Source organism: Streptomyces sp. MMG1533 (genome assembly GCF_001279775.1).
Taxonomy (GTDB): Bacteria; Actinomycetota; Actinomycetes; order Streptomycetales; family Streptomycetaceae; genus Streptomyces.
Genome location: NZ_LGDG01000265.1, coordinates 22714 through 47284 on the forward strand (window position 1 = coordinate 22714; position 24571 = coordinate 47284).

The window sequence follows — 24571 nt, forward strand, 5'->3', positions numbered from 1 at the left end:
GACGCTAGGTCTTGAAGCGCTCTCGAAGTCAAGCGTGACCGCGGCGACGTCAGGCCACGCGCTCGGCCCCGACGGCCTCCTGCTTCTTGGCCGCCCGCAGGCTCGTCCACGTGGTGACCGCGAGAACGAGCACGATGAAGCCGAGCGAGAAGGGGATGCTGATCTCCGGGACGTGGACCCCGGACTCGTGCAGCGCGTGCAGGACCAGCTTGACGCCGATGAAGCCCAGGATGATCGACAGGCCGTAGCTGAGGTGGACCAGCTTCCTGAGCAGGCCGCCGATCAGGAAGTACAGCTGCCTCAGGCCCATCAGGGCGAAGGCGTTGGCGGTGAAGACGATGTACGGGTCCTGGGTCAGCCCGTAGATGGCGGGGATCGAGTCGAGGGCGAACAGGACGTCGGTGGAGCCGATCGCGAGCATCACGACCAGCATCGGGGTCATGACCCGCTTGCCGTTCTCCGTGATGAACAGCTTGGTGTCGTGGTACCGGTCGGCCACGCCGAAGCGCTTCTCCACCGCCTTCAGCAGCTTGTTCTCCTGGTACTCCTCGTCGTGCCCGTCCTTGCGGGCGTCCTGGATCAGCTTCCAGGCGGTCCAGATCAGGAAGGCGCCGAAGAGGTAGAACACCCACGAGAACGCGGAGATGATCGCCGCTCCGGCCGCGATGAAGCCCGCGCGCAGCACCAGCGCCATGATCACGCCGACCATCAGCACACGTTGCTGGTACTGGGACGGCACCGCGAACTTGCCCATGATCAGGACGAAGACGAAGAGGTTGTCGACGCTCAGCGACTTCTCGGTGATGTATCCGGCGAAGAACTCACCGGTGGGCCTCGCGCCACCGAAGAAGAACAGCCCGAGGCCGAACAGACAGGCGAGGACGACCCAGACGACCGTCCAGGTCCCCGCCTCTCTGATCGACACGTCATGGGGCTTTCGGCCTATGAAGAAGTCCGCGGCAACCAGCGCGCACAGGGCTGCGACGGTCAGCAGCCAGACGGCGAGAGAGACGTTCACTGATACTCCTGATGCATGGGGGGCATCGACAGCGTTGTCAGCGCATCCGATCCGTTCCACCGACAGAAGATGAAGAACAGGCCATGTCCTGGCAAAGAACAGCAGGTCACACTGAGGCATGGCCGGTAAACGCGGGTGCCCACCCGCCGTCCGGCGGGCAGGTCCCGCCGTCCGGCGGCGCCCCGGACGGCGGTCGGTGCGCGAATCATGGCGCAACGAGCCGCCGCGCCCCGCGTGAGGAGATCACATGAGTCACGTCCCGCCCCCGTTCGACCCGGAACTCGCCGCCGCCCTGGACCTGATCAAGGACGTCCTGTCGCCCGGTCTCACCCCGGAGGAGATCGACGACGTACGCCAGGGCCCGGCCATCCAGATGCTCGCCGAGCTGGACCTGACCATGGACGGGTTCTTCAAGGTCGAGGACCGTACGGTGCCGGGGCCCGAGGGCGCTCCCGACATCTCGCTGCTGATCTGCCGGCCCGCCGCCCCTGAGCTCGCGGACATACCGCAGCCGGTCGTCTACCACGTGCACGGCGGCGGCATGGTCATCGGCAACAACCGGGTCGGCGTGGACGGGCCGCTGGCCTGGGCGAAGGAACTGGGCGCGGTCGTGGTGTCGGTGGAGTACCGGCTGGCGCCCGAGCATCCGCATCCGGCCCCGGTCGAGGACGTCTACGCGGGGCTCCTCTGGACGGCGGAGCACGCGGCGGAGATCGGCGGCGACCCGGAGCGCATCGTCATCGCGGGCGCCAGCGCGGGCGGCGGCCTGTCCGCGGCGCTCGCCCTGCTCACCCGGGACCGCAAGGGCCCGCAGCCGATCGGCCAGCTGCTGTTGTGCCCGATGCTGGACGACCGCAACGACACCCCGTCCTCGCACCAGATGGCGGGCCTCGGCGTGTGGGACCGCACGGCGAACGAGACCGGCTGGGGTGCGCTGCTGGGCGAGCTGCGCGGTGGTCCGGACGTGCCCGCGTATGCGGCGCCGGCCCGCGCCGAGGATCTGTCCGGGCTGCCGCCGGCCTTCCTCGACGTGGGTTCCGCGGAGACCTTCCGGGACGAGGTCGTCGCCTTCGCCTCCCGGCTCTGGCAGGCGGGCGGGGTGGCCGAGCTGCATGTGTGGCCCGGCGGCTTCCACGGCTTCGACGGCTTCGCCCCGCAGGCGGCACTCTCGCAGGCGGCCCGGGCGGCGCAGCTGGCGTGGCTGCGGAGGCTGCTGGGTGGATGACCGAGGGATCACTGCGGCGTGAGTGGCGGCTGATCGCCGCGTCGTAGCGGCCGACTGACGGCCGACGGGTTACGGGTGACGTGACGGCTGACGGCTGACGGCTGACGGCTGACGGCTGACGGCTGACGGCTGATCGGCGACTGCGCAGGCTTCGGCGCGGTTGTTCCCGTGGCTGACTCCCGGCTGTTCCCGTGGCTGCCTCGTGACTGGCCCAGCTGTCCTCGCGGCCGACCCGCGGCTGACCCTGTTGCCGACCCGCGGCTCGGAGGCTTCCGGCCGACCGATGCGCGGCTGCCGGGAGCGCGTACGCGGCTTTCCGCGTCCCAGAAGGCCCAGGCCGTAGGGCTTTCTGGGACGCCCGCCGGCCTGCGGCGACACGGCCTTCGGGATACCGGCGGCCTCCCGGGCGGGACGGCTTCGAGGCGTCGGCCCTCCTGCTCGGCCGTAACCCGAAAAGCCCCCTTCCCCACAGCTCCACGGAACGTGACCGCATAGCGCACCATGGACGTATGAAAGAGCTGGCCGGGCGCCTGACCGCACTGGACCCGGACGCCGGTGCCGCCGTCCAGGTCATCGCCTACTTCGACCGGCTGGCCGAGTCCCGGGCCGGCCTGGAGGCGCTGGTGCGTGGGGCCGCGGTACTGGCCGGAGTGCCCGCGCGGCTGGTGGACGCCGACCGGCGGGTCTTCGTCCGTGTGGAAACCGACGGCACCCGCCGGGACACGGACCTGCCGCCGGACCCGGCGTGGCCGTCGGCGGCACTGACGCCGGGCGGGGCCGCCGCCCTGTGGCTGGAGCGGGCGGAGGCGGCGCCCAGTGTGGTCGACGCGGTGATCCTGGAGCGGGCCGCCGGTGCCCTACGTATCGTTCTCGACCGCACCCGGGGCAGGGTGCCCGCGGACGATCCCGCACTGGTCGAGACGGTTCTGGACGCCAAGGTCCCGGAACCGGCGCGGCTGCACGCGGCCCGCGGGCTGGGCCTGGATCCGACGGCGCCCGCGCGCGCCCTGGCCCTGTACGACGGGCGGACCCGGATCATCGCCGCGCACCCGGAAGCCAGGTTGTCCGCAGGCCGGCTCGGCGTCGGCCCCGCCGTCCCGGTGCTGGACCTGCCGCGCTCCTGGGCGGCCGCCCGTACCGCCCTGCGGTTCACCGCGGACGGCACCGCACAGGATCCCGGACCGCGTGTGGTGTACGCCGACGAGCTGGGCGGCGTCGCCCTGCTGGCCGACCTCGTCGCCCCGGGCGCCGAACCGCCGCCGGACGTCCGGACGTTGGAAGCGGCGGCCGCGTCCACGCCCTGGCTGTTGGCCACCCTGCACGCCGTGGCCGCGACGGCGAGCCTGCGGGCGGCGGCCGCCGAGATCAACGTGCACCACTCCACGCTCCAGGACCGGCTGACCCACGCCGAGCACCTGCTCGGCTGGCCGCTGCGCACACCGCAGGGGCGGCTCAGGCTGCACCTGGCCCTGACCATGCGGCACTTGGCACGGTCGTAACGGTCACGCCACCGCGCCCCGGACGGTCACGGGAACTCGTGCACGACCTGGATCTCGCCGACGATGTGGGCGTTGAACTCGTCGAGCTCCTCGGCGGGCACCCACAGTTCGAGGATCGTCCTCCCGCCCGCCTGGCGGACGGGATAGCGGCTCAGGAACTCCGTGTCGACGTCGAAGCGGGTGACGTAGCCGGCGCCGTCGTGCTTGACGTTCCAGTCCCGGGCGATCCGGACCGCGTAGTCCTCGTTGAGGACCGGGTAGAAGATCGGCTGCTCGGGCAGCCGCGGCGGCCAGGCACGCCAGTCCAGCTCGCGGACCAGGGCCAGCTCCGTGGGGCCGGTGGGGCGCCAGAGGGTGGTGGCGGCTCGGCGGCCGGTCATGGGAATCGCTCTCCGTACGGGGGCCGGCCGCGGGTGCGGCCGGGCAGGGACTGGACCTTATCGAGGGCGCGCGGACGAAGGCCACGGAGTTACGGTGATGCTTGCATGCGCGCAATAAGGGCATCCGCTGGAAATTTCACGGATGCCCTATCCTGGATGGTCAGTCACCTCGGGACGGAGGAGCAGGCCGCATGACCGCCACAGACCCCGCACTCACCGCCCTCGCACAGGGCTGGTGCGCCCTCTCCCTGCTGCACGGCAGGATCGAGGCCCACATCGAGCGGGCCCTGCAGGCGGGACACGACCTGAGCGTGCGCGAGTACTCCCTGCTCGACGTCCTCAGCCGCCAGCACGACGGCGAAGGCGGCCACCTCCAGATGAAACAGGTCGCCGACGCCGTCGTCCTGAGCCAGAGCGCCACCACCCGTCTGGTCACCCGTCTCGAAGACCGCGGCCTGCTCTCGCGCTACCTGTGCCCCACCGACCGCCGGGGCATCTACACCGACGTCACAGAGCCGGGGCTCAGGCTGCTGGAGCAGGCCCGCCCCACCAACGAGACCGCCCTGCGCGAAGCGCTGGACGCCGCTTCCCAGAACCCCGAACTCGCCCCGCTCGTACGGGCCGTCGAGACCCTCCGCACGCCCGTGTGAAGCCACGGCGCGCGCCGAGCGGGCCCCTTGCTGCGAGTCTCACTGGTGGTGGTTCATCAGGGTCAGGGCCTCGTCGGCGGCCGCTGTGACGATTCCTGTCGGCACTCCCGCCGTGGCGGCGACGTCCGTCACCAGCCGGACGTCCTTGCGTAGGAGTGGTCCGGCGTGGGCGGCGATGCGGTCGAGGGTGCCGCCCGCGGAGGTGATGCGGTCCAGGGCGAAGCTCGTACCGCTGCCGTGGGTGATGACGTGGGCCAGGGCCGCGGGGTCGATGCCGAGGTCGTGGCCCAGGGCGAGGGTGCCTGCGGCTGTGGCCAAGTGGGCCGTGAACAGGACGTTGTTGAGGAGCTTCGCGAGCTGGCCGGTGCCGAGCGGGCCCATGTGGACGACGGGGTCGGCGTAGGCGGCGAACACCGGGCGGCAGAACGCGACCGTACCGGGCTCGCCGCCCGCCATGACCACCAGGCGCCCCTGCGCCGCCGCCGGGCCGCCGCCGCTGACCGGCGCGTCGACCAGTGCGACCCCGTGGTTGCGGGCACGGTCGGCGAGGCGGCGGCAGGTGTCGGGGTGAACGGTGCTGTGCACGGCGATCACTCCGCCCTTGCGCAGACCCGCGAGGACGCCGGACTCACCGGTGAGGACCTCCTCGACGTCGGCGTCGTCGACCACGCACACGCAGACCAGGTCACTGACGGCCGCCAGGTCGGCGGGCGAGGAGGCTCGTTTCGCCGCCGTGTTCTCGAAAGGGGCGAGCGTGGCGGGGCGCCGGGCCCACAGCGTCGTCTCGAAGCCCGCGTCGACGATCCGACGGGCCATGGGGGCACCCTGACTGCCCAGGCCGATGAAACCGACACGCATCAGCGGGCCTCCTGTTCCACGGGGTCGGTGGTGACCTCGGGTTCCGCCGCCGGCCGCGGACGCCAGAACATCGCCAGCAGGCCCGCGGTCGACACCACGGCCACGCCCAGGGCGAGGCCGCCGCCGGTCCAGCCGGTCACCTCGATGCCGCTCACCTCGTCCACCGACACGCTGCCCGGGCCCAGCACGGCGAGAGCCAGTGCCACGACGGCGAGCGTGAGGACGTACTCGTAGCCGTCCTTGAAGACGAAGAAGCCGTGCGGGCGGTGGGCGAGGAGGCCCGCGACCAGCATCACCGAGATGACGGCCGCGCAGGCCAGCGGTGTCAGCAGGCCGAGCAGCAGGAGCGCGCCGGCACCGATCTCGGTGACCACGCTCAGCCAGGCCTGCAGACGCCCCTGCCTGAGGCCGAGGCCGGTGAACCAGCGGGCGGTGCCCTCGATACGGCCGCCGCCGCGCCAGTGGTTGAGGCCGTGCGCGATCATGGTGGCGCCCAGGACCAGGCGTACCAGCAGCAGTACGACCGTGTCGGCGTCGTTCATCCTGCCCTCCCCTCCTGAGGCGGTGCGGCGGCCTCACCCTCACGGCTCACGGCACACTCTTCGGCGAACGACAGCACCTTCAGGTGGTAGGCCCGGGCCGCGTATCCGAGGCTCAGGTTGTGGCCGCTGTTCGGCTGTTCATTGCACCGGACCCGAGGCGAGGCGGTGAACAGCGCGGCGATGTCGGCCAGGCCCGCGGCACCGGGCCGCCACACCAACTCGTGGTCGCCCAGGCTGAATTGAACGGGGATCCGGACGCGTGCGGCGAGTTCGGGGAACTCCTCCACCCAGCCGCGCGCCTCCCACTCGTAGGCGGGCGAGGCGGCGGAGATGGCGTCGCCCTCGAAGACTTCCGGCGGGTACAGCCGGCTCGGCCCCCACAGCAGGTCGCGCATGTGGGCGCGCCGTCGGGCCGCCGGTCGTACCTCCGCCTCGCCCGGTTCCACGAACCGCGCGGAGAAGCCGGGATGGTGCTGTCGTCCGGTGCCGGCGATCTCCAGGCCCAGCAGTTCCCGACCCCGTGCGTCGGCGGCCATGCGGATCGCCAGTTCGCTGCCCGCGGAGTGGGCCATCAGGAACACGCCCGCTCCCCGGGGGCGGGCCGCGAGGAGCCGGTCGAGCGCGGCACGGGCGAGGTCCACCCGCCGTGCGGGGTCGGCGAGTTGCTCCGCGTGGCCGAGCGAGGCGCCGTATCCCGGCCGGTCCAGGCCGATGACGGTGAAGCCGAGCGCCGCCCCGGTGCGCAGGAGCGAGAGCCGTGGTTGGGTCGGACAGTCGAAGTACGTCGAGTTCGTCCCGCCGCCGTGCAGGGCGACAACGACCGCGCGCGGCTGCCGTACCCAACTCGCGAGATACGACACGGGGATGCCGTCGATGTCGACGACACCCGGAACGGGCCCGGTCAGCACTTCGAGCTGGGGATGGCTGTGGTTCACGTGTCCGTCCTGAGGAGAATGACCCCGCTGGGCGTGAGGCCGCCGGAGCTGACCACGGCGACCCGGGCGCCGGGCACCTGCCGGGCGCCGCCCTCCCCGCGCAGCTGGACGATCGCCTCGTGGACGAGGCCCATGCCGTGGGTGCGTCCGTGGGAGAGCTGACCGCCGTGGGTGTTCAGGGGCAGTACGCCGTCTCGTGCGATGTTCTTTCCTCCGTCCAGGAAGTCCTTCGCCTCGCCCATGCCGCAGAAGCCCAACCCCTCCAGCCAGGAAAGGCAGTTGAAGGTGAAGCCGTCGTAGAGCTGGGCCACGTCGACGTCGGCGGGGCGAAGCGAGGTGCGCGACCAGAGGTGGGCGGACTGGCCGAGGACCTGGGGTTCGTGGGTGAGGGTGCTCTGGTCCCATTCGAGGCGTTCGGCGATTTGGGTGCCGACCGCCTCGACGAGGACGGGGGGCCGTGCGAGGTCCCGGGCGGCGTCGACGGCCGAGACGATCACGGCGACGGCTCCGTCGCAGGGCACGTCGCAGTCGTAGAGTCCGAACGGCGTGGTGATGGGCCTGGCTTCGAGGTAGTCGTCCATCGTCATCGGGTCGCGATAGATCGCCGTCGGGTGCAGGGCGGCGTTGGCGCGCTGGTTGAGGGCGATCCAGCCGAGGGTCTCGCGGGTGGTGCCGTAGCGGTGGAAGTGGCGCTGGGCGTTCTGGGCGAGGGTGTGCGCGGCGGAGATCGCCCCGAAGGGCTTCAGCCAGCCCGGGTCCGAGCCGGTCGTGTTCGGCTGGATCTCACCCCGCTTGATCCGTTCGCCGTACGAGGCCTCCCACAGGGTGCGGAAGCAGAGCACGTGCCGGGCGAGCCCGCCGGCGATCGCCAGCATCGCCGAGATCAGCGAGCCGCCGGGGCCGAAGGTCTCCCCGCCGCCTTGGTGCCAGGTGGGCCGGATGCGGAGAGCGGACTCCAGGGCGGTGATCCCGCCCTCGGCGAAGCCGCCGTAGGGGCCGGCGCCGGGGTAGGTGGCCAGGCCGTCTATGTCGTCGAGGGTGAGGCCGGCGTCGCTGACCGCGCGTTCGCAGGCCTGGAGGGTGAGGGAGAGCGGAGGGACCATCAGGCGGCGGCCGAGTGCGGAGCTGCCGATGCCGGTGATCGCGACCTTGTCCTCGAACTTCTCCCGGGTGAGCATCGGGCGTACCCGGGGTGCGGGCTCGTCCTCGGGGAGCGGTGTCGGTTCGCTCTGCTGTGCCGTGGGGCGGAACAGCGGCAGCCATACGTCCCCGGCCTGCTCGAAGACCACCTCCATGCGCATGCCGAGTGCGAGTTGCCCGGGATCGCACTCGACGGCGTTGGTGGTGAGCCGGACCCGGGGGTCCTCTTCGAGGGCGACCTGGGCGACGACGTACGGCGCCGGCAGTCCGGGCAGGCTGAAGCGGTGGTTGACGGTGAAGCCGATCAGCGTCGCGAAGCCGGAGACGGTGCGCACGCCCATCCGGTGGCCGCGGCAGTACCGGCAGACCGGCTGGGGCGGGTGAACGAGCGCGGCGCACGACGCGCATTCCTGCACGCGCAGTCCGCCGTCCGCCCCCGAGGTCCAGAAGAACTCGTTCTGCTCGGTGAGCAGGGGCAGGGGGCGTCCCGGGGATCCGGCCACCTCGGTTCCTCCGTCTCAGCGGGCGGTGTCCGCCCGGGCCGTGCGTACGGTGACCGGTTCGGCGAGGCGTTGTTCGACGCATGCCTTCTGGAGGATCTCCAGGGTCTCGTCGAAGGCGGGACCGAGCCGTTTGCCGGGTGTGAAGGTCGCCGGGAGGTGGCGCATGCCCTGGATCACGCCGATGGTCTCGTAGTGCACGGTGCCGTCGGGGTCGCACCGGTAGTCGGGCATGCGGTCGAGTACGGCGGTCACCATGCGCTTGAACACCGTGCGCGCGACGTTCGAGCCGATGCAGCGATGGATGCCGAGGCCGAAGCTGCTGTGCCGGTTGCCCTTGCGTCCCAGGTCGACCCGGTCGGGGTCGGGGAAGACGGCGGGGTCCCGGTTGGCCATCGCCCAGGACAGCCAGAGGCGTTCGCCCTCCTTGAACTCCTGGCCGGCGATCTCGCAGTCGGCGGAGAACGTGCGCCCGTCGCCCGGTGCGGGCGTGAAGAAGCGCAGGAACTCCTCGGTCGCGGGGTCCAGCAGAGTGGCTCGCTCCCGGCCGAGCCGGTCGCGCTCCGCGGGGTTCTGCGACAGCCATTCGAGCGCGTGGGCGGTGAGTGCCGTCGTGGTGTCGAAGCCGCCGCCGATGAGCAGGGCCAGGACGCCGACCAGTTCCTCGTCGGGCGGGGTCTTCCCGTTGATCTCGGCGTGCACGAGGGCGTCCACCAGACCCGGCCGTCGCTTCTCGCGGGTCTCCAGGATCGCCATGTACAGCGCCCGGCCCATGTTCCGGCCCATCTCCGCGACCCGTGGCATGTCGGGCGAGTTGGGCGGGGTGTACACGGAGGCGTGGGCCGGCTCGTTGTAGACGGTCCAGTCCTTGAGGGGAATTCCCATCATCGCCAGGGTGAGGACGGCCGGCACCACGTTGGCCAGGTCGTCCACGAAGTCGATCCGCCCCTCCTCGATCTTCTCGTCGAGGCAGGCGCGCACCACCTCGTCGACGAAGGGCACCCAGCGGCTGACGGCCGCCGGGGAGAGATAGGGGTTGAGCGTCTGCCGGTAATGGCGTTGTTCCGGCGGGTCCATCTCCAGGAATCCGCCCTGTACTTCCCGGGCTCGGGGCGGCGACGGGATGGTGATGCCCTTGTAGCCGCGCCGTTCCCCTTTCACATCGTGGTCGTTGGAGAGGAATTCGGCGGACCGGGCCAGTTCGAAAACCTCACTGTTGCCACTGGCGACCCAGTGACCGTCGTAGGTGTCCGTCCAGGCGATGGGGCACTTGCCCTGCAGCTCATGGGTGATCTCTTCGAACCTGTGCCGGTATTCCGGTGTGTGCCGGTCGAAGTGCACCCGGTGCTTCTTGCGGTCGTCGTCCTTGTCGGCCTCGGTCATGGATCAACCTCCTTTCAGAAAAGCTGGATCGCCCGCTCCGGACAGGAGTGCACGGCTTCCCGTACCTCCTCTTCCTGGTCGGCCGGGACTTCCTCGGCGACGGCCGAGGAATGGCCGTCGATCTCGTCGAGCTCGAATGCCTTCGGCGCGATCATCGCGCAGAGCGTGTGCCCCTGACACCGCTCCGGATCGACACGGACCTTCACGGCTTTCCTTCCTGTCGTGGTCGGTGGATTCCTGGTTTCAGCGGTGCCAGTCGTGCCACTTGAGGTAGCCGCCGGCGTCCACGCGCAGCTGTGTGCCGGTGATGTAGCGGGCCTCGTCGGAGGCGAGGAAGAGGACGGCGTTGCTGATGTCCCGCGGTTCGACGTACGAGATCGGCATGGCCTGCTGCACCGCGAAGGACGGCTCGGCGTCCTCGCGCGTCGGGTGTTCGAGATCGGGCCGGAACGACTTGTACATCGCCTCGCTCTGCAGCATCCGGGTGTCGACGTTGGTCGGGTGGACGACGTTGGCACGCTGGTTCAACGGGGCGAGGTTGCGGGCGAGTTCGTGGACGTACTCCGACAGGGCCCGCTTGGCGAAGACGTAACCGGAGCCGCCGGGGTCGGAGCCCGGGTTCTGCACCACGCCGTGGTCCATGAGGGCGGCGGTCGAGCCGGTCGCGATCACCGACGCGCCCTCGCGCAGGTGCGGGAGACAGACCTGGATGGCGTTGATCGTGCCGATCAGGTCGACGTCGATCGCGTCGCACCAGGCCTGGAGTTTCGGCTCGCCGCGCAGCGGGGCGATCCCGGCCTGCGCCACCACGATGTCCAGGCCGCCGAATTCGGCGAGGCCGGACTCGAGGGCGCCGCGCAGTTGCCCCGCGTCACGCACGTCGGCCTGGAGCGGCACGATGCGCCGGCCCTGCTCCGCGACCAGCCGGGCCGTCTCCTTCAGGTCCTCCGGGGTGGCCATCGGGTAGCCGACCGTCTCGAAGTCGCGGCACACGTCCACCGCGATGATGTCGGCGCCCTCCTCGGCCAGCCGTAGGGCGTGACTGCGCCCCTGGCCTCGTGCCGCGCCGGTGATGAACGCGACCTTGCCGTCAACTCGTCCCATGGGTGGGTCCCTTCGTGTCTGGGTCGTGCCGTTCAGCCCGTTCCCGCGGGCGCCCCGGCCGCGGAGAGGGCGTCGATCGCGGCGGACAGAGCACCGAGGTCTCCCCCGAGTTCACCGGCGACCTGCTGGACAACATGGAGGTCCTTGCCGAGGAACTCCTCTGTCGCCCGCGCGAATTCGGCGACCGACCCGCGGCGTACGACGCCCTCCAGTGCGCGGCTCGCTGCGCTGCCGTGGGTGAGGGCGTCCAGGAGGACCGTCTCGTCGAGGCCCCACTGCCGTCCCAGCCGGGCCGCGTGGGACAGCAGCCCGATCTGGGCCGCGAACACCGCGTTGTTGACCAGCTTCACCCGCTGTCCGGCGCCCAGCGGACCGACGTGCAGCACCGGATCGCCGTATCCGCGCAGCACGGGCCGGATCCGGGCGACGGCGTCGTCGGCGCCGCCGACGAAAAGGGTCACCCGTCCCGCCGCCACGTCGGGCGGGCCGCCGCTGACCGGGGCGTCGACGACATCGGTCCCGCGCGCGGCGACGGCTTGGACGGTGTCCGGGCTGCCGGTGGTGTGCACGACGAGGACGGCTCCGCCGGGCATCGCGGCCGGCAACCCCGAGTCGAGGCAGACCTGCCGCACCTGGTCGTCCGTGGAGACGCACACCAGCACGGCAGCGGCGCCCGCGGCGACCTCCGCGAGACCGGCGACCACCTGCGCCCCTTCCCGCGCGAGCCCCGCGAGCCCGGCGCGGGAATCGGCCGACCGGCCCTGCACCCGCACCTCGTGGCCCGCCGCGACGAGCCGCCGCACCATCGGCCTGCCCATCCGCCCCGCGCCCACGAACCCGATGCGGGTCACGGGATCAGCGTTGGGCAGGTAGTTCCGTCCCGGATCACAAGAATCTCCCTTCCGGATGCGAGAACCATACTTTCAAGTCGCTGCCCCCGGAACCCCCCGTGTGGTGACTTTGTGTCATGGTGTGACACGAAGCGACGGATGGACTCCCGACTCGTGACGCCCTTTCGGCGCGGAGGTATCGTTCTCATCTACCTGACTCTCAGATCTCCAATTTCGAGAACCTTGTTTCCATGTCCGGGAAGGGGATGGGATGCCACTCGCGAACAGCGCGCCGACCACGGCGGATGCCGCACGGCGGCTGCTCGTCGACGGACGACTCGTCGACGCCGAGAGGACGTTCGCCACGCTGAATCCCGCCACCGGCGACGTCCTCGGCCACGCCCCCGACGCCACGGCCGAGCATGCGAAGACCGCGGTGGCGGCGGCCCGCCGCGCCTTCGACACCACCGGCTGGACCACCGGCAAGGAGTTCCGCGCCCACTGCCTCGACCAGCTCCACCGGGCGCTCACCGAACACCTGCAGGAGCTGCGGGAGTTGACGATCGCCGAGGTCGGCGCGCCTCGCCTGCTCACCCACGGCCAGCAGCTCGACGAGCCCGTGGAGCTGGTCCGCTACTACGCCGACCTGCTGCGGACCCACCCGCTGACCGAGGACCTCGGCGAGGTCGAGTACCTGGGCCGGCGTCATCGCCGCTGGGTGGAGAAGGAGGCGGGCGGGGTCCTCGCGGCGATCGTGCCGTACAACTACCCCACCCAGCTCGCCCTCGCCAAGCTGGCCCCGGCGCTCGCCGCCGGCTGCACGGTCGTCCTCAAGGGCGCCCCGGACACCCCGCTGATCACGCTGGCCCTGGGTGAGCTGATCGCGCGGCACACGGACATTCCGGCGGGCGTGGTCAACGTACTGACCTCGTCCGGCGCCGAGATCGGCGAACTGCTCACCACCCACCCCGGCATCGACATGGTCAGCTTCACCGGCTCCACCGCCACCGGCCGCCGCGTCATGGCCGCCGCGAGCGGCACGGTGAAGAAGGTCTTCCTCGAACTGGGCGGCAAGTCCGCCCTGATCGTGCTCGACGACGCGGACTTCGCCGCCGCCTCCATGTACGCGGCGTACATGATCTGTCTGCACGCGGGGCAGAGCTGCGCGATCACCTCCCGGATGCTCGTGCCGCGCCGGCACCATGACGAGATCGTCGAGCGGGTCGCGGCCGCACTCGACCGCGTGCGGTACGGCGATCCAGCGCACCCGAAGACGTACATGGGCCCGCTGATCAGCGAGCGGCAGCGCGAGAAGGTCGACGGCATGGTCCGGCGGGCGGTCGCGGCCGGCGCGACCCTGGTGATGGGCGGCAAGCGGGTGGACCCGGGCTTCTTCTACACGCCGACCCTGCTCACCGGGGTCGATCCGGCGAGCGAGCTCGCGCAGGAGGAGGTCTTCGGCCCGGTCCTGGCGGTGATCCCGTACGACGACGAGGACCACGCCGTCCGTATCGCCAACAACTCCGTCTACGGCCTTTCCGGCGCGGTCCACGGCCGCGACCAGGAGCGGGCGATCGCGCTGGCGCGGCGGATCCGCACCGGCACGTTCAGCATCAACGGCGGCAACTACTTCTTCTCCGACACCCCCTTCGGGGGCTACAAGCAGTCGGGCATCGGCAGGGAAAAGGGCGTCGACGGTCTGGAGGAGTTCATGGAACGCAAGACGTTCGGTGCGGTGGTCGCATGAGCACGAGCGGGGCCGCGGCGGCCGGCACAGGTACGGGCCCGCTCGCCGGAATACGGGTGCTGGAAGTCGCGATGTACGGGTTCGTGCCGTCCGCCGGTGCCGTGCTCGCCGACTGGGGCGCGGACGTCGTCAAGGTCGAGCACGCCGTCAACGGCGATCCGCAGCGCGGGCTCAGGCAGACCGGTGCGTTCAAGGTCGAGGGCGACCCCAACCCCAATGTCGAACACGCCAACCGCGGCAAGCGCAGCCTGGGCCTCGACATGGCCCGGCCCGAGGGCAAGGAGGTGCTGCACGGCCTCATCCGGCGCTCGGACGTGTTCCTGACCAGTTTCCTGCCCGCGGCCCGCCGCAAGCTCGGCATCGACGTGGACGACGTCCGCGCGGTGAACCCGCGGATCGTCTACGCCCGGGGCAGCGCGCTGGGCCCGCGGGGCCGGGAGTCGGACAAGGGCGGGTACGACATGACCGCTTTCTGGGCCCGGGCCGGCACGGCCGCCAGTCTCACCCCGGCCGGCACGGAAGGGATGATCCCGCCCCCCGGTCCGGCCTACGGGGACACCATCTCCGGCACGAACCTGGCCGGAGGCATCGCGGCGGCGCTGCTGAAGCGCGAGCGGACGGGCGAGGCGTCGGTCGTGGACGTCTCCCTGCTCGGCAGCGGGGTGTGGGCGCTGGGTCACGGGATCGCGCTGTCCGTCCATCTCGACAAGCCCATGATCGCGCCGCCCGTTGGGGCGCACGGCTCTCCCACCAACCCACTGTCGGGTCTGTACCGCACGGCCGACGACCGCTATCTGGCCTTCGTCATGATGCAGCCCGGGAAGTTCTGGGCGGACGTGTGCAGGCACGTCGACCGGCCGGAACTCGCCGACGACCCGCGCTTCGCCGCCCCCCAGGACCTCGTGGCCAACACGGAGGAGGCCGTCAAGATCCTGCGCGAGGTGCTCGCCACCCGCACGCTCGCCGAGTGGACCGAGCGGTTCGCCACGCTGGCCGGTCCGTGGGCCCCCGTGCAGGACTCCCTGCAGGTGGGTTCCGACCCTCAGGTGCGGGCGAACGAGTACCTCGTGCGGGCCGGGGAGCTCGAACTGGCCGCGAGCCCGGTGCAGTTCGACGTAGGCGCTCCGCGGCTGGGTCCGGCTCCGGAGTTCGCCGCGCAGACCGAGGAGGTCCTGTTGGAGCTGGGGCTGGACTGGGAGCGCATAGCGGAGCTCAAGGCGGCGGGGGCGGTGACCTGACGCCATGGCAGTCACCGTCAGGGAACTCGGCCCGACGATCGGCTTCGAGGTCTCCGGCCTCTCCGGCGGCCGGCTGGTCGACCGGGGCGTCGCCGAGGAATGCCGGGCCGCACTGGCACGGTGCGGGGTCGTGATCTACCGCGAGGCCGACATCGACGACGCCGATCTGGTCGCGTTCAGCCGACTGCTCGGGCAGGTGGTGCCGGTACCGATGGGCGGCCACGCGGCCCACCCGGAGATCCAGCGGATCACCCGCGACCCGTCCAAGAGCCCGCTGGCCGCCTACCGCGAGGGCACCTTTCACTGGCACATCGACGGCACGACCGACGAAGTACCCAACAGCACAACGCTCCTGACGGCACGGCAGATATCCGACGCCGGCGAGGGCGACACCGAGTTCGCCCACACGTACGCCGCGTACGAGGCGCTCGCCGAAACGGAGAAGAAGGAACTGGACGGCCTGCGCGTCGTGCACAGCTTCGCCGCGGCGCAGCTCCTCGTACAGCCCGACCCGTCGCCCGAGGAGCGGGCGGTCTGGGACCGCCGCCCGTCCCGGGAACACCCTCTTGTCTGGACCCGCCGCAGCGGCCGCAGGTCCCTGCTGGTCGGCGCGACGGCCGGCGAGGTCGTCGACCGGCCCGCCGAGGAGGGCCGGGCGCTGCTCGACCGGCTGTTGGACTGGGCGACGCAGCCGCGGTTCGTGCTCCGTCACCGCTGGCGCCAGGGCGACCTCGTCCTCTGGGACAACACCGGCATGCTGCACCGGGCGCTGCCCTACAGCGCGTCCTCGTCCCGGCTGATGCACCGCACGTGCGTGGCGGGCGAGGAGGCGGTCGCGTGAACACGGGCCTCTTCGGCACGGGCAGCTCCGGCACAGGCATCCTCGGCACCGGTCAAGGAAGGCGTGACGCATGACGCAGCGACGTACGGCGGTCGTCACGGGCGGCGGCTCGGGCATCGGGCGCGCGATCGCCCTGCGGCTCGCCGAGGACGGCTTCGCCACCGCCGTCCTCGACCTCGACGAGGAGTCGGCGGAGCGGGTGGCCGAGGAGGCCCGCCACAAGGGGCACCAGGCGGTCGCCGTCGGAGGCGTCGACGTGTCCGACCGTGCGCAGGTCGACGACGCCGTCCGGAGGGTGCAGGGGACGCTGGGCGGTCCGGTGCTCGCGCTGGTCAACAACGCGGGTGTGGCCAGGACCGAGGGCTTCCTGAAGATCACCGACGACTCGTGGGAACGGATCATGGCCGTGAACCTCAACGGCCCGTTCTACTGCTGTCAGGCGGTCGTACCCGGCATGAAGGAGGCGGGGTGGGGCCGGATCGTGAACATCTCGTCGTCGAGCGCGCAGTCCGGGCAGCCGTACATGACGCACTACGTGGCGTCGAAGGCCGGCCTCATCGGCTTCACCAAGGCCCTGGCGCTCGAACTGGGCCCGGCGGGCATCACCGTGAACACCGTCCCGCCCGGTTTCGTCGACACCCCGATGCTCCGCGCCTCCGAGGAGCGCGGTCTGCTCGGCGGGTCGGTGGAGCACCACGCGGAGCTCACACCCGTGCGCCGGGCAGGGCGGCCCGAGGACATCGCGGCCACGTGCTCCTTCCTGGTGTCCGAGGAGGCCGGCTACGTCACCGGGCAGGTGATCGGCGTCAACGGGGGACGCAACACCTGAGTCCGGCGGTCCGCGTCACCCGCCGTCGCCCGGCCGCACCGGCAGCCGCGGCGGCAGCCGCACATGGTCGGCCCGGCCCGAGTCGGGCCGGTTGTGATTGCGGTACGGGGCGACGGCCGAGTACGTCGGCGGCTTCAGCCGTTCGGGCGCCGTGGCCGCGTGGGCGAGCGCCCCCAAGGGGTCGAGGGTCTGGTGCCCGCCGGAGGCCGGCCATCCGGCCCGGGGACGGGATGTTCGCTCAGCGACTGGGCGTCGAAGCCGAACCGCTCGGCCGCGGCCGCCACTTGCCGTGGCCGCCACTTGCCGCGGCGGTCCGGCGTCGAGGACGTTGCCGTCGGGGACGTCGCCGTCGGGGCCGCCGGCCTCCGGGTGGTGGAAGGCGAACCGCATCGCCACCTCCGCGAATCGAGCACGTCCAGTCGAACACGTCCAGAGCCCTCGGTCTCCTCCGCCACGGCCCCGATGATGTGTCCGTGACACCGGGGTGTGTCGGGGCTCTTGGGACGGACCGCGCACGCTCGCTCGGCCTCCGGTTGTTCGTCGAAGGCTCCGACAGCGAAGCCCCGAGCACGAGTTCCGGTCACTTCCTGCGGGTCATGGCCCGCTCCGCAGCCTCCCAGTGCGCGTCCGCCGCCCAGAGCCGGGCAAAGGCGCGTACCGCCTCGTCCGCCGAAGTGCCGTCCGAGACAACGCGCTTGATCTGCCCGGCCGGAGTGGTGGCCAGGGACCGGGCCAGGGTGCGCCAGCCCTCCTCGAACGAGTCCCGCGTGAGGACCCGGTCCACGAGGCCGAGCCGCTCGGCCTCGGCGGCGTCCAGCACGGCTCCCGTTCCCGCGAGCAGCAGGGCCCGGCCCCGGCCGACCAGGGCGGCGAGCCGCTCGGCGCCACCCCACGCGGGCATGATCTCCAACGTCGCCTGGGTGAAGCCGATCCGGATGTCGTCCGCGGCCACACGGATGTCGGCGGCGACGGCGACCTCGGCCCCGCCGCCCAGCGCATGGCCGTTGAGCGCGGCGATCACGGGTGCGGGGAAGTCCGCGATCCGGTCGCAGATGCCGCGCATCCGCCAGGCCATCGCCGCCGCCTCGTCCTCGGTGCGGATCGCGGCGAGTTCCTTCAGGTCGCCGCCGGAGACGAACGCCCGGTCTCCGGCCCCCCTGATCACCAGGGTCCGGGCACCCGCGGCCGCGTCGAGCGCCTTCTCCAACTCGCCCATGGTGTCGAGCGAGATGGCGTTGCGCGCGTGGGGGCGGTCGATGGTGACGACGGCCAGGCCCTGGTCCAGTTCGAGGTCGATCACGTGATTCCCCCCGAGGGATATTGGCATTCTCACATGGCGAGAATAGCGTATGCGCCGCCGATCGCCCGCTCGTCCGACCGGGCACCGCCCCGGCGGAGCCGCCCGCAGTACCGGAGGGAGCAGACCCATGCGAAAAATCCCTGCAGAGCTGGTCGAACGCTATGAAGCGGAGGGCTGGTGGACCCGGGACTCGATCGGGGACCCGCTGACCCGAGGCCTGGCGGCCGCCCCCGACACCGAGTTCCGGGTGCACTCCGCCGTACGTCCCTGGTCCGGCACCTTCAAAGACGTCGAACGGACCGCGCGCAGGCTCGCCGGCGGACTGCGCGAGCGAGGGGTGGTCCCCGGCGACACCGTCGCCTTCCAGCTGCCCAACTGGATGGAGGCCGCGGCCGTCTTCTGGGCGTCGGCGATCCTCGGGGCGGCCGTGGTGCCGATCGTCCACTTCATCGGCATGGTGAACGCGTTCCTGATCCCCGTCCTGGACGGCGCCCCGGTCCACCTCGTCGACGTGTGGGACCCGGGCCGGGCACTGGAGTTGATGGCCCGCCACGACGTCCACGTCGGCGGCGGGGCCCCGTACTACGTCACCAGCCTCCTCGACCACCCCGACTTCACCGCCGGACATCTGCGGCACATGCGATACGCGGGCCTGGGCGGCGCGTCCGTCCCGGCGGCCGTGACGACGCGGCTGGCGGGTCTCGGCATCCGGGTCTTCCGCGCGTACGGCAGCACCGAGCACCCCTCGATCACGTCGTCCCGGTACGACGCGCCCGAGCCCAAGCGGCTGTTCACGGACGGGCACGTCCTGCCAGGAGTGGAGATACGGCTGGCCGAGGACGGCGAGATCCTCAGCCGGGGCCCGGACCTCTGCCTCGGCTACACCGACCCGGCTCTGACGGCGAGCGCGTTCGACGACGACGGCTGGTACCGCACCGGCGACATCGGCACGCTCGACGAGGACGGCTACCTCACCATCACCGACCGCAAGTCCGACCTGATCATCCGGGGCGGCGAGAACATCAGCGCGGCGGAGGTCGAGGAGGTGCTGCTGACGGTGCCCGGGATCGCGGAGGCCGCGGTGGTGTCCGCCCCCGACGCACGGCTCGGCGAGCACGCGGCGGCCGTCGTCCGCATGCTGGCGGGACATCCCCTCCCCGCACTCGAAGAGTTGCGCGCCCACTTCGACCGGGCCGGGCTGGCCAGGCAGAAGTGGCCCGAGGAACTGCACCAGGTCGAGGACTTCCCGCGCACGCCGAGCGGCAAGGTCCAGAAGTTCCGACTACGCCGGGACATTGCCGTACGCAATTGAAGAGAATATGGTTCTCTCAAATCGCAAAGGAGGGTCTCATGCCGTCGCGCACGCTGCCGTTCCCGCTCTTCGATGCGGACAACCATCTGTACGAGACCGAGGAGGCGCTGACCAAGCACCTCCCGAAGGAGTACGCGGGCACGATCGAGTACGTGCAGGTCCGCGGTCGTACGAAGATCGCGATCCTGGGTCAGATCAGCGAGTACATCCCGAACCCCACCTTCGAGGTGGTCGCCCGCCCCGGCGCGATGGAGGAGTACTTCCGCGTGGGCAACCCCGACGGGAAGACCCGCCGGGAGATCTTCGGCGAGCCGATGCGCTCGATCCCGGCCTTCCGTGAGCCGGGACCGCGCGTGGAGCTGCTGGACGAGCTCGGGGTCCAGCGGACGCTGATGTTCCCGACGCTGGCCAGCCTCGTCGAGGAGCGGATGCGCCACCACCCCGAACTGATCCACGCGGTGATCCACTCGCTCAACGAGTGGCTGTACGAGACCTGGTCGTTCAACTACAAGGACCGCATCCTCACCACCCCGGTGATCACCCTGCCCATCGTCGAGAAGGCGATCGCCGAGCTCGACTGGGCCGTGGAGCGCGGCGCGAAGGCGGTGCTGATCCGGCCCGCGCCGGTGCCCGGGTACGGCGGCTCGCGCTCCTTCGCGCTGGAGGAGTTCGACCCGTTCTGGAAGCGCGTCGTGGAGAGCGGCGTGCTGGTCGCGATGCACTCCTCCGACAGCGGGTACGCCAAGTACACCAGCGACTGGGAGGGCAGCACCGTCGAGATGCTGCCGTTCAAGCCGAACGCGTTCCGCGCGGTGTCCGAGTGGCGGCCGATCCAGGACGCGGTGGCGGCCTGGGTGTGCCACGGCGCCCTGTTCCGCTTCCCCGAGCTGAAGATCGCCCTGATCGAGAACGGTTCCTCGTGGGTTGCGCCCCTGCTCGACCAACTCTCCGACGTCTACAAGAAGATGCCGCACGAGTTCCTCGGCGACCCGGTGGAAGCCATCAGGAACAGCATCCATGTCAGCCCGTTCTACGAGGAGGACCTGGGCGAACTGGTCGACCTCATCGGCGTCGACCGGGTGCTGTTCGGCTCGGACTACCCGCACCCGGAGGGTCTGGCCCAGCCGACGTCGTACATCGACGCCATCAAGGGACTGAGCGAGACCGACCAGGCCAAGATCATGGGCGGGAACCTGGCCAGGCTGATCCCGGCATGAAGTGGGAGTCCGTCCCGCAGATGGTGCTGAGCGCGGCCGACCGCTTCGGTGACGCCGAAGCGGTCGTCGACGGCCCGCTCCGCCTCACCTTCGCCGAACTCACCGACCGGGTGCGGAAGGCCGCCGGCGCGTTCGCCTCGCTGGGCGTGGAGAAGGGCGACCGGGTGGCGATCTGGGCGCCCAACTCGGCGGAGTGGATGGTCGCCGCCTTCGGCCTGCTGACCGCCGGCGGGGTGCTGGTCCCGGTCAACACCCGGTTCAAGGCGGACGAGGCGCACGACATCGTCACCCGCAGCGGCGCCAAGGCCCTCCTGGTCCAACAGGGCTTCCTGGGGCTGGAGTTCGCGGGCCCGCCGGGGGTGCCGGTGATCGACCTGAAGGGCGGCTTCCTCGGCAGCGGTCGGCCGCTCGAACGCGAGGTGAGCGGCCAGGACGTCTGCGACATCATCTTCACCTCGGGGACGACGGGCCGGCCCAAGGGCGTCCTGATGAGCCACGCCCAGAACCTGCGGCTGTTCGCCGAGTGGTGCGACCTGGCCGATCTGCGGGAGGGCGACCGCTATCTGGCCGTCAACCCGTTCTTCCACATGTTCGGCTGGAAGGCGGGCTGTATCGCCTCCCTGATCCGGGGCGCCACCGTCCTGCCCGTTCCGGTCCTTGACATGGACCACGTGCTCGACCTGGTGGAGCGCGAGCGGGTGACCATGCTGCCCGGCCCGCCCACGCTCTACCACGCCCTGCTGCAGACCCGGGCCCGCGGCGACCGGGACCTGTCCTCGCTGCGCGCCGCGGTGACCGGGTCCGCCGACATCCCGGTCGAACTCGTGCGCCGGATCAGCACCGAACTCCCCTTCCGGTCGATCATGACGGGGTACGGCCTGACCGAGGCGGGCACCGTCACAGCCTCGCGGGCCGGCGACTCCTTCGAGGACATCGCCCGGACCGTCGGCACCCCGTGCGAGGGCCTGGAGGTCCGCATCGCCGCCGACGGCGAGGTCCTGGTGCGCGGCTACAGCGTGATGCTCGGGTACCTCGACGACCCCGCCGCCACCGCCGAGGCGATCGACAAGGACGGCTGGCTCCACACCGGCGATCTCGGCACACTCGACGACCGGGGCCGGCTGAGGATCGTCGGCCGCAAGAAGGACATGTTCATCGTGGGCGGCTTCAACGCCTACCCGGCCGAGATCGAGGGCTTCCTGCTGGAGCACCCGGCGGTGGTACAGGTCGCGGTGGTCGGCGTCCCGGACGAGCGACTGGGCGAGGTGGGAAAGGCCTTCGTGGTGCCGCGCAGCCCCGTGTCGGAGGGCGAGCTCATCGCCTGGAGCCGGGAGCGGATGGCCGGATTCAAGGTGCCCCGGTCCGTTGAGTTCCGCGAGGAGTTGCCGCTGACCGCCACGGGCAAGGTGTTGAAGGACCAGCTATGAACGGAGATCCATCGTGCCGATGAAGCACGCCGCGGAGCTGACGGCGGAGATGTCCCTGAACCGGATAGCGCGTCTCGACGAGGAGATCATCGGGCTCCTGGCCCGCCGCCGGGCGATGGCGCAGGAACTCCCGCCGCCCGCCCGGGCCCGCGCCGTCGACCCCGACTTCGCGGAGACGGTACGGGAGATCACGACCCGCTACCGCCAGGAACTGGGCGGGGCCGGTGAACTCGTCGCCCGTGCCGTCATGGTGCTGTGCCATCCGGACCGGCAGTCCTGAACGGACTTCGGTGCGGCCGGCTGCCGCATCGGTGCGTACAAAGCGCCGGCTCGGCGCCGAGGGCCCTCCCCCGGACACCAGGACAGTGGCGAAGAGCACAGGTGACGGGCGGAGGGCCGCCGTTGACATGCTCTCGAATTTGGCCGTACAAATGGGCCCCATGAGCGTCCCGCAGCGTCCCCTGTCCGGGATCACCGTGGTCAGCCTGGAACAGGCCGTGGCCGCTCCTTTCGCCACCCGGCAGCTCGCCGACCTCGGCGCCCGTGTGATCAAGGTGGAGCGACCGGGCGACGGCGACTTCGCCCGCCGGTACGACACGACCGTCCACGGCCATTCCAGCTACTTCGTCTGGCTCAACCGCTCCAAGGAGTCCCTCACTCTGGACCTGAAGGACCCGCGGGGCCTGGAGATCCTGCACCAACTGCTCTGCGGCGCCGACGTGTTCGTCCAGAACCTCGCACCGGGCGCCACCGACCGCCTCGGCCTCGGCGCGGCCGCCCTCGCCGAGCGACACCCCCGGCTGATCCCGTGCACGATCTCCGGCTACGGCACCTGGGGCCCATGGGCCGACCGCAAGTCGTACGACCTGCTGGTGCAGTGCCAGACCGGTCTGGTCTCCCTGACCGGAACCGCCGACGAGACCGCTCGCGTCGGGATCTCCGTCGCCGACATCGCCGCCGGGATGTACGCCTACAGCGGCATCCTCACCGCCCTGTACACGCGCGCCACCACCGGTACGGCACACCCGGTGGAGGTCTCCCTGTTCGAGGCGCTGGCGGAGTGGATGGGCCAGCCCGCCTACTACACCCGGTACGGCGGCACACAGCCCGCGCGCCTGGGCACCCAGCACGCCACCATCGCGCCGTACGGCGCCTTCACGGCCGCCGACGGCAAGGACGTGCTGTTCTCCATCCAGAACGAACGCGAGTGGATCGCCCTGTGCGCCGGCTTCCTCGGCCGCCCCGAACTCGCCGACGACCCGCGCTTCGCCACCGGCTCCGACCGGGTCGCGCACCGCGAGGAGCTCAACGCCGTGGTGGCCGAACGCTGTGCCCGGTCCGACCTCGCGGAGATCCTCCAGGACCTGGAGGGCATCGGGGTCGCCTGCGCCGGGGTCAACGACGTCGCCGCGTTCCTCGACCACCCGGTCCTGGCAGCCCGCGACCGCTGGCGCGAGGTGGGCGTGCCGGGCGGCGCCACGGTGCGGGCGCTGCTCCCTCCCGCAGACCTCGCGGGCCTGCCCGCGCGAATGGACCCCGTCCCGGCGGTGGGCGAACACACCGGGGCGATCCTCGCCGAACTCGGCCGCAGCCGCGACGACATCGAGGCGCTGCGCGCCGACGCGGTGGTGTGAGACCTGCCGTGGAGGAGACACGAGTGGCTGCCGTGGAGGAGACACCAGCGATGAGCGTGGCGGTCGCGGCGCGGTCGGTGGCGCGGGGTGGGCCGCATGGTTGAGCCGGCACAGCGCGAAAGCACGTATCTGCGGCTCGCCCGTGAGCTGCGGACGGCGATCCTGCGGCACGACTATCCCGAGGGCGTACGGCTGCCCACGGAGGCCGAGCTGGCGGAGCGGCACCGCGTCAGCAGGCAGACCGTGCGGCGGGCGTTCCAGGATCTGGTCGCCGAGGGGCTGGTCCACCGGGTGCCGGGCCGCGGCACCTTCGCCGCGCCCCGCGAGGAGCAGTACCTGCGCCAGTTCGGCTCGGTGGACGACCTGATGGGGCTGTCCATCGACACCCGCATGGACGTCGTCACACCCCTGCACCGCCGCGTCGACGTCGACGCGGCGGGCCGCCTCGGCCTGCACACCGACCGGGTGTACAAGCTCGCCTTCCTCCGGCTGCACGAGGACACCGCGTTCTGTCACACCTCCGTCTTCCTGCCGCCCGGCGTCGGACGGCTGCTGGAGCCGGTTCCGGAGCTGGCGGAGCCCGGCACCCCCAGCGCCTTCACCGTCATCGGCCTGCTCGACGGACGGCTGCCCGAGCCGATCGCCGAGGCCGAGCAGAGCATCACCGTCGCGGAGGCCACGCCCGAACTCGCGGGGCATCTGGGCTGCGAACCGGGCCGGGCGCTGCTGCGCATCGACCGCGTCTACCAGTCGGTCGCCGGACAGCTCGTGGAGCTGGCGATCAGTCACTTTCTGCCCGAGCACTACTCGTACCGTGTGCGGCTTCGCCGCAGCGGTCGCTGACACGGAAACAGGAGAGGGTTGTGAGCTTGAGGATCGTTGTCACTGTGAAGTACGTGCCCGACGCCACTGGCGACCGGCACTTCGCCGATGACCTGACCGTCGACCGGGACGACGTCGAC

General features: G+C 71.2%; 25 protein-coding genes and 1 pseudogene. 14 read left to right on the plus strand and 12 right to left on the minus strand.

Going from position 1 to position 24571, the window contains the following annotated elements:
• Nucleotides 1–49: 49 nt before the first annotated feature.
• Complete coding sequence (locus ADK57_RS40335; protein WP_053754707.1) at nucleotides 50–1018, minus strand: TerC/Alx family metal homeostasis membrane protein; 969 nt, start codon at nucleotides 1016–1018, stop codon at nucleotides 50–52.
• 247 nt (nucleotides 1019–1265) lie between these two features.
• Here ADK57_RS40335 and ADK57_RS40340 point away from each other — a divergent pair, with 247 nt between their 5' ends.
• Nucleotides 1266–2243 (plus strand): alpha/beta hydrolase, encoded by a 978-nt coding sequence (locus tag ADK57_RS40340; protein ID WP_053754708.1) that lies wholly within the window; start codon nucleotides 1266–1268, stop codon nucleotides 2241–2243.
• 509 nt (nucleotides 2244–2752) lie between these two features.
• Nucleotides 2753–3742, plus strand: coding sequence for a helix-turn-helix domain-containing protein (locus ADK57_RS40345; RefSeq protein ID WP_053754709.1), 990 nt, complete (start codon nucleotides 2753–2755; stop codon nucleotides 3740–3742).
• A 26-nt stretch (nucleotides 3743–3768) separates the two neighbouring features.
• Here ADK57_RS40345 and ADK57_RS40350 read toward each other — a convergent pair whose 3' ends face one another.
• On the minus strand, nucleotides 3769–4122 hold the full coding sequence (locus ADK57_RS40350; protein ID WP_053754710.1) for a hypothetical protein: 354 nt from the start codon (nucleotides 4120–4122) through the stop codon (nucleotides 3769–3771).
• A 191-nt stretch (nucleotides 4123–4313) separates the two neighbouring features.
• Here ADK57_RS40350 and ADK57_RS40355 point away from each other — a divergent pair, with 191 nt between their 5' ends.
• On the plus strand, nucleotides 4314–4772 hold the full coding sequence (locus ADK57_RS40355) for a MarR family winged helix-turn-helix transcriptional regulator (RefSeq protein ID WP_053754711.1): 459 nt from the start codon (nucleotides 4314–4316) through the stop codon (nucleotides 4770–4772).
• A gap of 39 nt (nucleotides 4773–4811) precedes the next feature.
• Here ADK57_RS40355 and ADK57_RS40360 read toward each other — a convergent pair whose 3' ends face one another.
• Genes ADK57_RS40360 through ADK57_RS40395 form a run of 8 tightly spaced genes read right to left on the minus strand, consistent with a single transcriptional unit; the run spans nucleotide 4812 to nucleotide 12085 of the window.
• Complete coding sequence (locus ADK57_RS40360) at nucleotides 4812–5630, minus strand: NAD(P)-dependent oxidoreductase (protein WP_053754712.1); 819 nt, start codon at nucleotides 5628–5630, stop codon at nucleotides 4812–4814.
• On the minus strand, nucleotides 5630–6172 hold the full coding sequence (locus ADK57_RS40365; RefSeq protein WP_053754713.1) for a DoxX family protein: 543 nt from the start codon (nucleotides 6170–6172) through the stop codon (nucleotides 5630–5632). Before ADK57_RS40365 ends, ADK57_RS40360 begins: the two co-directional genes overlap by 1 nt.
• Nucleotides 6169–7107: an alpha/beta hydrolase gene (locus tag ADK57_RS40370; RefSeq protein ID WP_234390559.1), complete on the minus strand. Its 939-nt coding sequence runs from the start codon at nucleotides 7105–7107 to the stop codon at nucleotides 6169–6171. The genes ADK57_RS40365 and ADK57_RS40370 overlap by 4 nt, the downstream gene beginning before the upstream one ends.
• Entirely contained in the window at nucleotides 7104–8750 is a 1647-nt protein-coding gene (locus tag ADK57_RS40375) for a thiolase C-terminal domain-containing protein (protein WP_053754714.1), read from the minus strand. Before ADK57_RS40375 ends, ADK57_RS40370 begins: the two co-directional genes overlap by 4 nt.
• Nucleotides 8751–8765: 15 nt before the next feature.
• Nucleotides 8766–10130: a cytochrome P450 gene (locus ADK57_RS40380; RefSeq protein ID WP_053754715.1), complete on the minus strand. Its 1365-nt coding sequence runs from the start codon at nucleotides 10128–10130 to the stop codon at nucleotides 8766–8768.
• Nucleotides 10131–10144: 14 nt separating this feature from the next.
• Nucleotides 10145–10336: a ferredoxin gene (locus ADK57_RS40385; protein ID WP_053754716.1), complete on the minus strand. Its 192-nt coding sequence runs from the start codon at nucleotides 10334–10336 to the stop codon at nucleotides 10145–10147.
• A 37-nt stretch (nucleotides 10337–10373) separates the two neighbouring features.
• The gene (locus ADK57_RS40390; RefSeq protein WP_053754717.1) at nucleotides 10374–11234 is read right to left on the minus strand and encodes a mycofactocin-coupled SDR family oxidoreductase; all 861 of its coding nucleotides are present in this window, start codon (nucleotides 11232–11234) and stop codon (nucleotides 10374–10376) included.
• Between the two features lie 32 nt (nucleotides 11235–11266).
• A complete protein-coding gene (locus ADK57_RS40395) occupies nucleotides 11267–12085 on the minus strand; it encodes an NAD(P)-dependent oxidoreductase (protein ID WP_053754718.1) in 819 nt (272 codons plus the stop codon).
• A gap of 250 nt (nucleotides 12086–12335) precedes the next feature.
• Here ADK57_RS40395 and ADK57_RS40400 point away from each other — a divergent pair, with 250 nt between their 5' ends.
• From ADK57_RS40400 to ADK57_RS40415, 4 genes are all read left to right on the plus strand, one after another.
• Nucleotides 12336–13811: an aldehyde dehydrogenase family protein gene (locus ADK57_RS40400; RefSeq protein ID WP_053754719.1), complete on the plus strand. Its 1476-nt coding sequence runs from the start codon at nucleotides 12336–12338 to the stop codon at nucleotides 13809–13811.
• Complete coding sequence (locus ADK57_RS40405; RefSeq protein ID WP_053754720.1) at nucleotides 13808–15049, plus strand: CaiB/BaiF CoA transferase family protein; 1242 nt, start codon at nucleotides 13808–13810, stop codon at nucleotides 15047–15049. The genes ADK57_RS40400 and ADK57_RS40405 overlap by 4 nt, the downstream gene beginning before the upstream one ends.
• Nucleotides 15050–15053: 4 nt before the next feature.
• Nucleotides 15054–15890: a TauD/TfdA dioxygenase family protein gene (locus ADK57_RS40410; RefSeq protein WP_053754721.1), complete on the plus strand. Its 837-nt coding sequence runs from the start codon at nucleotides 15054–15056 to the stop codon at nucleotides 15888–15890.
• 70 nt (nucleotides 15891–15960) lie between these two features.
• Nucleotides 15961–16719, plus strand: coding sequence for an SDR family NAD(P)-dependent oxidoreductase (locus tag ADK57_RS40415; RefSeq protein WP_053754722.1), 759 nt, complete (start codon nucleotides 15961–15963; stop codon nucleotides 16717–16719).
• Nucleotides 16720–16734: 15 nt separating this feature from the next.
• Here ADK57_RS40415 and ADK57_RS40420 read toward each other — a convergent pair whose 3' ends face one another.
• Together ADK57_RS40420 and ADK57_RS40425 are read right to left on the minus strand one after the other, a co-directional pair.
• Complete coding sequence (locus ADK57_RS40420) at nucleotides 16735–17109, minus strand: hypothetical protein (RefSeq protein ID WP_053754723.1); 375 nt, start codon at nucleotides 17107–17109, stop codon at nucleotides 16735–16737.
• 190 nt (nucleotides 17110–17299) lie between these two features.
• On the minus strand, nucleotides 17300–18019 hold the full coding sequence (locus ADK57_RS40425; protein WP_053754724.1) for an enoyl-CoA hydratase/isomerase family protein: 720 nt from the start codon (nucleotides 18017–18019) through the stop codon (nucleotides 17300–17302).
• Nucleotides 18020–18146: 127 nt separating this feature from the next.
• On the opposite strand from ADK57_RS40425, the gene ADK57_RS40430 reads away from it, so the two are divergent.
• The 7 genes and pseudogenes from ADK57_RS40430 to ADK57_RS49520 all read left to right on the plus strand — a co-directional run.
• Complete coding sequence (locus tag ADK57_RS40430) at nucleotides 18147–19331, plus strand: AMP-binding protein (RefSeq protein ID WP_053754725.1); 1185 nt, start codon at nucleotides 18147–18149, stop codon at nucleotides 19329–19331.
• Nucleotides 19332–19369: 38 nt separating this feature from the next.
• Entirely contained in the window at nucleotides 19370–20548 is a 1179-nt protein-coding gene (locus ADK57_RS40435; protein WP_053754726.1) for an amidohydrolase family protein, read from the plus strand.
• Nucleotides 20545–21975 (plus strand): FadD3 family acyl-CoA ligase, encoded by a 1431-nt coding sequence (locus tag ADK57_RS40440; RefSeq protein WP_053754727.1) that lies wholly within the window; start codon nucleotides 20545–20547, stop codon nucleotides 21973–21975. Before ADK57_RS40435 ends, ADK57_RS40440 begins: the two co-directional genes overlap by 4 nt.
• A gap of 19 nt (nucleotides 21976–21994) precedes the next feature.
• Entirely contained in the window at nucleotides 21995–22255 is a 261-nt protein-coding gene (locus ADK57_RS40445) for a hypothetical protein (RefSeq protein WP_053754728.1), read from the plus strand.
• A gap of 160 nt (nucleotides 22256–22415) precedes the next feature.
• Nucleotides 22416–23609 carry a CaiB/BaiF CoA transferase family protein gene (locus tag ADK57_RS40450; RefSeq protein ID WP_053754729.1) on the plus strand — a complete coding sequence of 398 codons (1194 nt, stop codon included), beginning with the start codon at nucleotides 22416–22418 and terminating at the stop codon, nucleotides 23607–23609.
• A 96-nt stretch (nucleotides 23610–23705) separates the two neighbouring features.
• A complete protein-coding gene (locus tag ADK57_RS40455; RefSeq protein ID WP_053754731.1) occupies nucleotides 23706–24452 on the plus strand; it encodes a GntR family transcriptional regulator in 747 nt (248 codons plus the stop codon).
• Between the two features lie 20 nt (nucleotides 24453–24472).
• Nucleotides 24473–24571, plus strand: a pseudogene (locus tag ADK57_RS49520) (electron transfer flavoprotein subunit beta); the annotation flags it as partial.